The following is an 11,606-nucleotide window of genomic DNA, read 5'->3' as shown; positions in this document are numbered from 1 at the left end:
CCACCTACTAAATGTGAGAAAATAGCCCCTATGGCTGAAAATACTCAGGGCTCAGACTCGCCCGCACAGATTAACGTTCCTGATCGTCCCGCGCTCGAAGGCCTCGAAGAGAAACTCTCCGAGCGCTGGGCACAGCAGAAAACCTATGCCTTCGACGAGAACACGACGCGCGAACAGGTCTATTCGATTGATACCCCACCGCCGACCGCATCCGGCTCGCTCCATGTGGGGCACATGTTCTCCTACACTCAAACCGACGTCATCGCCCGCTACCAGCGTATGAGCGGTAAGAATGTCTTCTATCCTTTGGGCTGGGATGATAACGGCCTGCCCACCGAACGTCGCGTACAGAACTACTACGGTGTGCTGTGCGACCCTTCCGTTCCCGATAACCCAGATTTTCGCCAGCTGATTCCGCTCAAGGCCGATGGCTCGCCCAAACCCGACCGCAGCCAGGCAAAATGGCCGCGTATTTCACGCAATAACTTCATCGAGCTGTGTGAAGAACTCGCTGTTGAAGACGAGAAAGTTTTCGAGCATCTTTTCACAACCCTGGGGCTTTCCGTCGACTGGTCCCACACCTACCGCACCATAGATGCACATTCACGCAAAGTCTCGCAGCTTGCATTCCTCAAAGACCTTGAGGCAGGCAACGCCTACATGGCGGAGGCACCGACCATGTGGGACGTTACCTTCCGAACCGCCGTAGCGCAGGCCGAGCTTGAAGATAAGGAACGCGACGGCGCCTACCACCGTATTAGTTTCCACCGCGAAAACGGCGAAAAAGTCTGGATTGAAACCACCCGCCCCGAGCTGCTGCCTTCCTGCGTGGCGCTGGTGGCGCATCCCGATGATGAACGGTATCAGCCGCTCTTCGGCACGAAGGTGACTTCTCCCCTATTCGGTGTTGAGGTTGAGGTGAAAGCACATCCGCTGGCCCAGCCCGATAAGGGGGCAGGTATCGCCATGATCTGTACCTTCGGCGATACCACCGACGTTACCTGGTGGCGCGAATTGCAGCTTCCGACCCGTGCCCTCATCGGGCGTGACGGCCGTTTCTCCCGCGAAACTCCCGAATGGATTACCTCTGCCGAAGGCCGCGAACGCTACGAACGTATGGCGGGCACCACCGTCTTTACCGGTCAGAAGACCGTAGTTGAGATGCTTGTCGAAGCTGGCGAGATGGAGGGTGAGCCAAAAAAAATTAAGCACCCCGTCAAGTTCTATGAGAAAGGCGATAAGCCCCTTGAGATCGTGGCTTCACGCCAGTGGTATATTCGCAACGGTGGTCGCGACGCCGAGCGCCGCGAAAAGCTCATTGAGCGCGGACGCGAAATCAACTGGGTTCCTTCCTTTATGCGCAGCCGCTACGAAAACTGGGTGGAAGGTCTTAACGGCGACTGGCTGATCTCCCGTCAGCGTTTCTTCGGCGTTCCGTTCCCGCTGTGGTACCCGCTTGATCCCGAGGGTGAGCCGGATTATGAGAACCCGATTCTGCCGACTGAGGATATGCTTCCGGTGGACCCGGCCTCGCAGACTGCCCCCGGATATTCGGAAGACCAGCGTGGTATGCCCGGCGGATTTATTGCCGATCCAGATGTTCTCGATACCTGGGCTACTTCTTCACTCACCCCGCAAATCGCGACCGGCTGGGCCACAGATCCTGAGCTGCACGCAAAGACCTTCCCGATGGATCTTCGCCCGCAGGGACACGATATTATTCGTACCTGGCTCTTCTCCACCGCTGTGCGCGCCGAGACCCTGGCGTCCTCTGTGCCTTGGCACAATACCGCGCTGTCGGGATGGATTCTTGACCCCGACCGCAAGAAAATGTCGAAGTCTAAGGGCAATGTTGTTGTCCCGCACGATGTGCTCGATAAATACGGTTCGGATGCGGTACGTTATTGGGCGGCTTCGGCTCGTTTGGGTGCTGATACCGCCTATGACGAAGGTCAGATGAAGATCGGCCGCCGCCTAGCGATTAAACTTCTCAATGCCTCAAAGTTCGTGCTGAATTTGGGTGCTACTGAGAAATCGGTGATTACCTCACAGGCGCAGGGGCGGGTTCTCACGAATGCGCTGGACCGTTCTCTGCTTGTGCGCCTAGCCTACTTGGTTGAGGAAGCAACGGCAGCTTTTGAGAAATACGAGTACGCTCGTGCCCTCCAGATTGCGGAGAGCTTCTTCTGGTCTTTCACCGACGATTTCGTGGAGCTCATTAAGGATCGTGCCTACGGTGCTCGCGGTGAGACCGAGCAGGCTTCCGTGTTGGCGGCTCTCGCCACCACCCTGGATGCGCTGCTGCGGCTCTTCGCGCCTTTCCTGCCGTTTGTGACCGAAGAGATTTGGTCGTGGTGGCGCGCGGGCAGTGTGCACCGCGCACCTTGGCCGCAGGCTCTGCCGGTTCTTGAGGGTGCTCTGCTGGCGGATTACAGCGCGAATAACCCGACCGCCGGTATTTCGGCGCAGTGGGTGCTCGCTGATGTGAACCCCGATCAGATTGAAAACCTCAAGCAGATTCTTCCCGATGTTGCTGAGGCCCTGGGGCGTCTGCGTAAGGAGAAGAGCGACCGCAAGGTGAAGCAGCGTGCCGAGGTGAAGACCGCCCAGGTGAATGCCCCCGCCCAGAAGTTGGGGCGTATTACACTGGGGCTGGATGACTTGAAAGCGGCAGCGAACGCCCACGAACTGGTGTTCGTTGAGTCTGAGGGTGAGCTCACGGTCAGCGGTTTTGAGCTGGTGCCTGAGAACACCGAACAGTAGCACACCCGCAAGTGATACATGATAAAGTGCCGAAGTATCGGGGTTTTACGTCCCGGTGCTTCGGCGCTTTTATGCCCCATACTGTAACCCCGACAGCCTAAGAGACAGGAGCCGCTCATGACTACCGCCCAAGGCGATTCTGACGGTGCCGTGCCCGAACCTGCACCTGCCGGACCGCCGGTGTACCGTGGTGATCTTGAGCACCGTGGCGAGTATCAGGATATTGTGCCCAAGAGCTTCTGGACAGGGTTTACGGATACGGCGTTTTTCATTTTTGCGGGCGTCGCCTCACTGGTGCTGACCATTATGCTGCTAACCTCAAGTTTTACTCACTCGTGGTGGGGCCTGCTGTTGGCGCTCGTGTTCTGGGGGTTCACCGCCTATCTGACACTACCGCGTTTCCACGCGATTATGAGCCGCATCTATGTGCCGGATTATTTTATTGGCCGCACCCGAACCTCTGACGGTCTGCTGGGTGATCCCGTGAACCTGGGGCTGATTGGTACTGAAGAGCAGATTCACCAGGCCATGTTGAACGCAGGCTGGACCCGCGCCGACGAAGTGACCTTGGCGTCATCATGGAAAATTGTGGTATCGACACTTACCCGCCGCTCGTATGCGGAGGCCCCGGTTTCTCCGCTGAAAATTTTTGGGCGTGTACAGTCCTTTGCCTACCAGCAAGAGGTTGATGGAAACCCTAAGAAACGCCACCATGTGCGGTTCTGGAAAACCCCCGATGGGTGGCTTCTGCCCGGTGGCCACCGGGTGGACTGGCTGGCCGCCGGAACCTACGATTCGGGGGTGGGGTTTAGTTTCTTCACCCTGCAGGTGACCCACCGTATTGACGCGCAGACTGATTTTGAGCGTGACTATATTGTGGAGTCTATTCAGTACGCCTACCCGCAGACTGAGGTTGAGGTGATTAAGGATTTCTCGACCGGCTATCACGCGCGTAACGGCGGGGGCGACACCATTGTGACGGATGGTGCTTTACCGATTGTGACCCTGCGGAACGAGGGGCTTGAGCGGCAGGATGCGGAAGCCCTAGATGTGCGTCTTACCAGTGCGCACGATATTGCTGAGAAGCTGCCGATTGTACTGTTAACGGCGTCGCTGATGCTGGTGATTTCGAGTGTGGCTGAGCTAGTCACTTCGATATTGACGGTGGCGAACCGCCACGAACTGGTGTCGAATTTGACGGGTCAGGGCTCGGATACCGCAATGGTTCAGGTGCTGGACGGGCCGGAAGGTGATACGTTCATGATTTTTACGTTGGTTGCGGCCATAGCAGTGGTGGTTATTTTTGAGTCTATACACATGTTTATGCTGTGGGCTACTCTGCGGGGTTCGTCGAAGGCACGGCGGATGGTGCTGCTTCTGCTGGTGGTCGGCTTCGCAGCCCAAGCTGCCTCAGTATTTGCGGCTGGTGAGGCGTTGACAATCAGCTCCCTGTTCTTCCAGTTGGGCGTGGCGGTGTTTGCGATGCTCGGGTTCACCTCGGACGCTGCCGTGGATTACACTGCCTCCCGCAACTTTAGGCTGCGTAACTTGGAGAAGATCCGCGAAAAAGTACGTCGCAAGGCAATCCATCAGTAGCCACGTCCCCTTGCCGGCGCATATTTATAAGAGCATAGGGGCGGGGTGCCCACCATAACCGGTGGGCACCCCGCCCCTATTCGTAAAGCACTGTGGTGTGACTACTGGGCGTCACCGTCTTCGCCGTGGAAGATAGGACCGACCGTACGGGTGCGTTTGAGCTCAAAGAACCCCGGGTATGAGGCCAGCGCCACGGCACCATCAAACACTTTACCGGCCTCTTCCCCACGGGGTGAGGGTGAGAGCACAGGGCCGAAAAACGCTACACCGTCAATGGCAATGAGCGGAACACCCACATCGTCGCCAACCTTCTCAAGGGCCTGCGCTACTGATGCACGCAGCGGCTTATCGTATTCGTCAGTGGTCGCATAGTTCACCAGTTCTGCGGGAAGTTTCGCCTCCGCCAGGGCAGCCTCAATAGCGGGCAGGTATTTATCGCCTTGTGCGGTGTTCTTCTGGTGGTGGATCTGCTCGCCCAGCGCGTCGTAGAGAGGCTTCAGCGCATCATTGCCGTGCAGCTGGGCGGCAGCGGCCACCACTCGGGCCGGACCCCAGGCGTTATCCATCATGGCACGGTAACCGGGGTCAAGGTCACGTCCCTCATTCAGCACTGACAGGGAAAATGGGCGCCAAAGCACCTGAATATCACGGACTTTCTGCACTTCCCCAATCCAGCGGGAAGTAATCCAGCACCACGGGCAGGTGGGATCAAACCAAAAATCGACGGTAGTTGTCACAGGATTTTCCTTTCTTCTGTATCAGCTTCGTTGGCGCCCCATCGTTGGGGCACTTATGCAGACCTCGCCCTTTAGGCGGCCTTTTTCTTTGCCGCGGTGCTGCTCTTGCGAGTGCGCGGTTTCGCGGGCTTCTCAATGGCCTCCAGCACATACGCAGGTTCGCTTTCTCCCCTGGCTGCTGCCTCCGTAATCACCACAGCGGTAATATCGTCACGATCAGGAATGTCGAACATGATGGGCAGCAGAATGCTTTCCATCATGGCCCGCAGCCCGCGTGCGCCGCTGTTTCGTTCGGCAGCGCGGTGGGCGATTATCCGTATTGCTTCTTCCTCAAACATGAGGTCTACGTCGTCTAGGGCGAACAGGTGTTTGTATTGTTTCATGAGCGCATTCTTCGGCTCGGTGAGTACCTGGTACAGCTCCTCCTCAGTGAGTTGCTGCAGTGTGGTTACTACGGGCAGGCGGCCAATCAGCTCTGGGATCAGCCCGTAGTGTGCCAAATCGTCGGGGGTTAGATCGTTCAGGTATGAGCCAGTATTTTTTCCGGTCTCCAGTTCCGCGCCGAACCCGATCCCTGCGGGGGCTGTGCGTGAGGCCACGCGTTCCTGAAGCCCGTCGAAAGCGCCCGCGACGATGAACAAAATATGTGACGTGTCAATCTCTAAGGTGGTCTGTGTGGGGTGTTTACGCCCTCCCTCGGGCGGCACCCCCGCAACGGTTCCTTCAATAATTTTCAAAAGCGCCTGCTGCACGCCCTCACCCGAGACGTCACGGGTGATTGACATGTTCTCGCCTTTACGCGCGATCTTGTCGATTTCGTCAATGTAAATAATGCCGCGTTCGGCCTTTTTTACATCCCCGTCAGCGGCGTTAATCAGGCGCAGCAGAATGTTTTCAACATCATCCCCCACATACCCCGCTTCGGTGAGAGTGGTTGCGTCCACGAGGGCACAAGGTACGTCTAGCTTTTTAGCAAGCGACTGGGCCAGGTAGGTTTTACCGCACCCGGTGGGCCCAATCATGAGGATATTCGATTTACCCAGGTCAATCTGCTCCCCCAGGCTCGCAGCAAGGGTGCGCGAAGACAATAGCGGGTTATCCGACTCTTGGATGCGTTTGTAATGGTTGTAGACGGCCACCGCCAGGGTGCGTTTGGCGTCCTCTTGGCCCACCACATAGTCCTGTAGGTGATCAAAAATCTCGCGGGGCGTAGCGAGAGTCCGCTGCGACCGAACCTTGGGGGCTGTCTCGCGTTTCGTCTCTTCTTCGAGAATATCGTTGCACAGCCCCACACACTCGTTGCAAATATTTACGTTGGGACCGATCACGACTTTACGCGCGGGTGTGCGCGGCTTATCGCAAAACGAACACCGTACCCCTGGTGAGGTGTCGAATGTATCCACGGGCATCCCTTTCCGTCGTAGGCCCATTACAGCACGCGAACCTAGTACGCAGCGGGCCTTTTACAAGGCTACCGCAGATTATTCAGGAACGCAGACGCCGAGGTGTCATTGAACCTCTTACGGTAGATTATCGGTGAGTATGACGAAGATTGCGAAATGTGACGAGTTTAAACTTCTGCGAGCGAAAACATGGCATGTGCAGTTGAAGCATAGTCCCCGTTTGTGTCCAGTGATGTTACACGGGCCTTACCTCAAAGACCGGCGTGATTCTTATGCGGACAGTACGCATAAGGACGGCGGCCTACCCAGCTCTACTAGGTAGACCGCCGCCCTCACGTTTAACACGGTCAGCAGTTCCCCGCATAAAAACCGGGGGTTAGCTTCTAGGTGTAAGACTCAGGGGTGTTAATCGCAGGTTTGTTAAGCTTACGCGAGTCTAGTACCTTATCGATCAGGCCGTACTCCAACGCGGCAGAGGCAGTCAGGATGTTATCGCGTTCAATGGAGCGGTCGACATCCTCATAGGTCTTCCCGGCATGCAGCGCCAAAGTCTTAGCGGTCCACTCACGCATACGCATCACTTCATTAGCATGGATTTCCAGGTCAGATGCTTGTCCACCCTGCTGCCCGCTCAGTGCCGGTTGGTGGATAAGCACGCGGGCGTTCGGCAGCGCAAGACGCTTACCCGGAGTACCAGCGGCCAAAAGTACAGCCGCAGCCGAGGCCGCCTGCCCCAGGCACACGGTCTGAATCTCGGGGCGAATATACTGCATGGTGTCATAGATAGCGGTCATCGCGGTGAACGAGCCACCGGGCGAGTTAATGTACAGGGTAATATCCCGATCCGGGTCCTGCGCTTCCAGCACCAGCAGCTGCGCCATAATATCATCAGCTGAGGCATCATCCACCTGAATGCCCAGGAAAATAATGCGATCCTCAAATAGCTTTGCATACGGGTCCTGGCGTTTGTACCCGTAGGGGGTACGCTCCTCAAAGCTGGGAAGCACATACCGGTTCGACGGCATCTGCGGCGCAATATCGTTCGGCAGGTAATTCATATCTTCTACTACTCCCCTACTTGCTTTCCTGAGCGAACTGTCCACCGGCAGTAGTCGCAATATGGTCGAAGAACCCGTAATCTAGCCCCTCCTGAGCGGTAAACCAGTTATCGCGGTCATTATCCTTCAGGATGGTTTCAAGGGTTTTACCAGTACGCTCAGCAGTGATCTCAGCTAACCGCTTCTTCATATCAAGAATCAGCTCAGCCTGAGTACGAATATCAGAAGCCGTACCACCAATACCGCCCAGAGGCTGGTGCATAAGAATACGCGCATTGGGGGTAGCGTAACGCTTACCAATGGTGCCAGCGGTTAGCAAAAACTGCCCCATGGAAGCAGCCATACCAGTCACCACTGTCACCACATCGTTCGGGATAAGCTGCATGGTGTCGTAAATAGCCATACCTGCGGTCACCGAGCCGCCCGGCGAGTTAATGTACAGGTAGATGTCAGCCTTCGGGTCCTCAGCCGAAAGTAACAGCATCTGCGAGCAGATCAGGTTAGCATTCGAATCACGCACCTCAGAGCCGAGCCAAATAATACGCTCTTTAAGCAGGTGATTATAGACATAGTCTTCCTGGCTGCCAACAGCTGTGGATGCCATGCGTGCGGCGGCACTACCGGATCCAGTGGGCAGGGGCATGTAGCCTGACATATTCCCTCTTTTTCTTAACTAGGAGGCTCGCGCTGTCCCCTCTACGGGATACGCGACATTTGCTTGAGTACTACAATACCCTCTCTTCCCCTGCTGGTGCGCGGGTTCTTGCCGTAGTTCGCCAGAGGGCGAACGGTTACGCCCGCCGAAGCCACAGACCCCGCGCCAGCGCCACCCGCTAAGTATTGTTCTTCACCAGCAGTTTTAAAATATTGTGGGCGCACCCAAACCTAACGGTTGGATGCGCCCACAATATGAGGTTAAGCCTGTTCAGCCAGCGGGAGTAACGAGGCCGCTACTTAGCCTCTTCTTCCTTGTTGTCCTCAAGGTATGAGGACAGGTCCACAACGTTACCCTTGGAGTCCTTCACCACAGCCTTCTTCAGCACCTCAGCCAAAGCCTTGGAGCGGCGAACCTCGCCCACCAGCATACCCGCCTGGCCGGAGCCATCCAGCATCTGAGCAAACTGGTTCGGGTCCATGCCGTACTGGGAGCTCATCGTGATGATGTACTCGATCATCTCGTTCTGGTTAACCTCAACCTCTTCGGCGTCGGCGATAGCATCAAGCACCATCTCGTTCTTAAACGCGGTCTTGGTGTTCTCACGAACCTCAGCGCGGTGCTCCTCAGTGTCGTGGTCAGCCTCAGCGTTCGGGTTGTTGAAGTGCTGCTCCAACTGGTCCTCAATAACCTTCTCAGGCACCGGAATCTCAACCATCTCAACGAGCTTAGCCAGCACCTTATCGCGTGCCTGCGAACCCTGATCGGCGACCTTAGCCTCGGAGACCTGCTTCTTAATGTCTTCCTTCAGCTCGTCAATGGTGTCGAACTCAGAGGCCAGCTGAGCGAACTCGTCGTCAGCTTCGGGAAGTTCACGCTCCTTCACAGCGGAAAGCTTCACCTTAATAACAGCCTGCTCACCGGCGTGATCCCCACCAGAAAGCTTGGTCTCGAACGTTGCGTCCTCACCAGCCGACAAGCCCAGCAGGGCCTCATCAATGCCCTCAAGCATGGTGCCCGAACCGATCTGGTATGACAGGTCGTTGGCAGCGTCCACCTGCTCGCCGTCAATTTCGGCCGCAATGTCAATGGTTACAAAGTCGTTATCTGCTGCGGGACGCTCAACAGTCTTCAAAGAACCGAAACGCTCACGCAGCCCGTCAAGGGCTTCCTTCTCGTCGTCGGCGGTTACCTCAACGTCATCAACCTCAACCTCAATCCCCTCATACTTGGGAAGTTCGATCTCGGGTCGCACAGTCACCTCAATGGTGAGCTTAACATCAGCTTCGCGCTCCTGCACGGTGGGCTGAGACTGCACGTTCAGTTCCGGCTGAGCCAGCGGCGACAGTTCATTCTCACCAAGAGCCTGGGCGTAAAAATCGTTCAGAGCCTCATTCAGAGAAGCCTCAACAATATAGTCGAAGCCCGCACGCTGCTCAATCAGCTGCTTAGGCAGCTTGCCCTTGCGGAAACCGGGGACGCTAATCTGCTCGGCAAGGTTCTTGTAGGTGCGGTCCAGGTAAGGCTTGAACTCAGCGAAAGGAACCTCGACCTCAATTTTTGCCAGGGTCGGGTTGAGCTTCTCGACGGCGGTCTTCACGTCCGTTGATCTCCTCGTAAGTAGTTCGGTGGCGGAACGTTCTCTGAACCGCTCATGGTGTCTGAAAAAGGCACTGGGTGAGCCTATTTCCGTCGGGGCGACAGGATTCGAACCTGCGATCTCCTGCTCCCAAAGCAGGCGCGTTAGCCAAGCTACGCCACGCCCCGTAAGGTACTTTTCGCATACCCAACACACAAGTTTAGCGGGTATTTGGGTAAATGCCTAACAGGGGCCGCATATTTATGTTCCTGGGCGTCCATAGCGGCCCCAACAGGCCGCTGACAACGGTTTTTATATTAAACCTCACGTTAAGACCTTGTGTTTTGAGGCTCTCAGCCATAGCATATATAAAGACACGGAGGTAAGCATGAACCTGAAAACATATGACGCTATTGCCCACCGGGAAGGAACCGGGTGGGTTGTTGACGTGCCTGAGCTAGAAACAGCCGGGCAGCCAACTAACTTTAGCGGTATTCTTTTAGCAGCCACAGAAGCTATCTCCCGTGCCACCGGGCTGGAACCCGGAAATTTTGGGGTGCGGCTGGTGATCTAGCCCGCCCGTTTCTTTGACGTTAACGGCATTAGCCCTTGTCACAGGTTATTTCAGCAAGTTAGCAAAAATCAGCGGCTTCGTCCCTGCTCCAAGCCAGGGGCAGGTATTTTTTAATCTACTTCTCAAAGCACAAAGAGACCCAAAGGTAAAAACCTTTGGGTCTCTTTGAGTGAGGGGATGACGGGAATCGAACCCGCGTCATCAGTTTGGAAGACTGAGGCTTTACCATTAAGCTACATCCCCAAAGAACTCACTTAGATTAGCGGCATATGTTTGAAGCTGTCAAGTTCTACCCAAAACCACCCCGAACATACGAGTTATTTCTGGCACCCAGGGCACCAGTAAAGTTTACGCCCGGCGATTTCTTCCATGCGGATGGTGGCACTGCATCGCGGGCACTTCTGCCCGTGGCGCATATACACATAGTTTGCGTGATCAGGCCACGCCTCAGTTTCAGGGATACCGGGACGATCCTGCTGCTCGGTGGTAATGATTCTGCCCACACGCACACCAATGGTGAGCAGATGCTTATTATCGTCCCACAGGCGGTGCAGCTCATCATCACTGAGTGTCTTCCCGGGGCGTAACGGGTCAATTTTCTGGCGGTACAGCGATTCGGCACGAAAAATATTACCCACCCCGGAAATAGCTGCCTGATCCATGAGAATCACCCCGATCGGGCGGCTGCTTTTAGCGGCGGCACGGTAGAACTGCCCCGGGTCAGCATCAGCGTTCAGCGGATCTGGCCCCAGCTTCCCACGCACCACAGCAACCTCGTCCGGGGTGAGAGTGCGGCAAACAGTGGGGCCCACAAGGTCAGCCCAGCCATGCTCCGAGACGATACGGCAGCGAGTAGTTGCTTTTGGCTGAGGAGGGCCAGAATACTCGGGGCGCTCCCCACCACTGTATTCTTTCTCACCAATCTTGCGAGGCGCCCCAATACTTGAGGCGCCCGTGAACGACTCATCCCCGCCAAAACTCCAGTTGCCATAAATCCCCAGGTGCACGTTCAACGTCAATTCGTTGTCGAACCCAACAAAAAGATGCTTACCGTGCGCAAACGCCTGGGCAATACGTGCCCCATCAACCAGCGCAGCCCCTTCAGCGTAGCGGCCCTGCGGGCTAGTAACACGCACCCGCTCCCCGGTAAACACATCGTTGAATTGGCGGGCTATACGGTGAATAGAGTGGCCTTCAGGCACGCGCTTCTCCTTAGCGGTAGGGGCAAAAGTGGGGCGGGA

At 56.1% G+C, this 11,606-nt stretch carries 9 protein-coding genes and 2 tRNA genes; 3 read left to right on the top strand and 8 right to left on the bottom strand.

Features of this window, described 5'->3' with window-relative positions:
• The first annotated feature begins 30 nt into the window (after positions 1 to 30).
• Positions 31 to 2,763, top strand: coding sequence for a valine--tRNA ligase (gene valS, locus D8M23_RS02270; protein ID WP_126853457.1), 2,733 nt, complete (start codon positions 31 to 33; stop codon positions 2,761 to 2,763).
• 117 nt (positions 2,764 to 2,880) lie between these two features.
• Positions 2,881 to 4,359 carry an LssY C-terminal domain-containing protein gene (locus tag D8M23_RS02265; protein ID WP_126853455.1) on the top strand — a complete coding sequence of 493 codons (1,479 nt, stop codon included), beginning with the start codon at positions 2,881 to 2,883 and terminating at the stop codon, positions 4,357 to 4,359.
• A gap of 101 nt (positions 4,360 to 4,460) precedes the next feature.
• On the opposite strand, the gene D8M23_RS02260 is transcribed toward D8M23_RS02265, so the two are convergent.
• The 6 genes from D8M23_RS02260 to D8M23_RS02235 all read right to left on the bottom strand — a co-directional run bounded on the left by D8M23_RS02260 (position 4,461) and on the right by D8M23_RS02235 (position 9,979).
• Entirely contained in the window at positions 4,461 to 5,096 is a 636-nt protein-coding gene (locus D8M23_RS02260) for a DsbA family protein (RefSeq protein ID WP_126853453.1), read from the bottom strand.
• A 71-nt stretch (positions 5,097 to 5,167) separates the two neighbouring features.
• A complete protein-coding gene (clpX, locus tag D8M23_RS02255) occupies positions 5,168 to 6,505 on the bottom strand; it encodes an ATP-dependent Clp protease ATP-binding subunit ClpX (RefSeq protein ID WP_161971650.1) in 1,338 nt (445 codons plus the stop codon).
• Between the two features lie 377 nt (positions 6,506 to 6,882).
• Positions 6,883 to 7,557, bottom strand: coding sequence for an ATP-dependent Clp protease proteolytic subunit (locus D8M23_RS02250; RefSeq protein WP_126500133.1), 675 nt, complete (start codon positions 7,555 to 7,557; stop codon positions 6,883 to 6,885).
• A 16-nt stretch (positions 7,558 to 7,573) separates the two neighbouring features.
• On the bottom strand, positions 7,574 to 8,212 hold the full coding sequence (locus D8M23_RS02245; protein WP_006887997.1) for an ATP-dependent Clp protease proteolytic subunit: 639 nt from the start codon (positions 8,210 to 8,212) through the stop codon (positions 7,574 to 7,576).
• A 295-nt stretch (positions 8,213 to 8,507) separates the two neighbouring features.
• Positions 8,508 to 9,812, bottom strand: coding sequence for a trigger factor (gene tig, locus D8M23_RS02240; RefSeq protein ID WP_006887985.1), 1,305 nt, complete (start codon positions 9,810 to 9,812; stop codon positions 8,508 to 8,510).
• Positions 9,813 to 9,904: 92 nt separating this feature from the next.
• Positions 9,905 to 9,979 (bottom strand) — tRNA-Pro (locus D8M23_RS02235).
• Between the two features lie 200 nt (positions 9,980 to 10,179).
• Here D8M23_RS02235 and D8M23_RS02230 point away from each other — a divergent pair.
• Entirely contained in the window at positions 10,180 to 10,365 is a 186-nt protein-coding gene (locus tag D8M23_RS02230; RefSeq protein ID WP_006887965.1) for a hypothetical protein, read from the top strand.
• A 172-nt stretch (positions 10,366 to 10,537) separates the two neighbouring features.
• Here the strand turns inward: D8M23_RS02230 and D8M23_RS02225 are convergent.
• Both D8M23_RS02225 and D8M23_RS02220 read right to left on the bottom strand, forming a co-directional pair.
• Positions 10,538 to 10,608 (bottom strand) — tRNA-Gly (locus D8M23_RS02225).
• A 74-nt stretch (positions 10,609 to 10,682) separates the two neighbouring features.
• Positions 10,683 to 11,567 carry an Fpg/Nei family DNA glycosylase gene (locus D8M23_RS02220; protein WP_126853449.1) on the bottom strand — a complete coding sequence of 295 codons (885 nt, stop codon included), beginning with the start codon at positions 11,565 to 11,567 and terminating at the stop codon, positions 10,683 to 10,685.
• Between the last annotated feature and the right edge of the window lie 39 nt (positions 11,568 to 11,606).

The organism is Rothia sp. HSID18067 (assembly GCF_003989445.1).
Lineage (GTDB): Bacteria > Actinomycetota > Actinomycetes > Actinomycetales > Micrococcaceae > Rothia > Rothia aeria.
The sequence above is the reverse complement of the archived record's forward strand: the minus strand, read 5'-3'. Positions and strand labels throughout refer to the sequence as shown.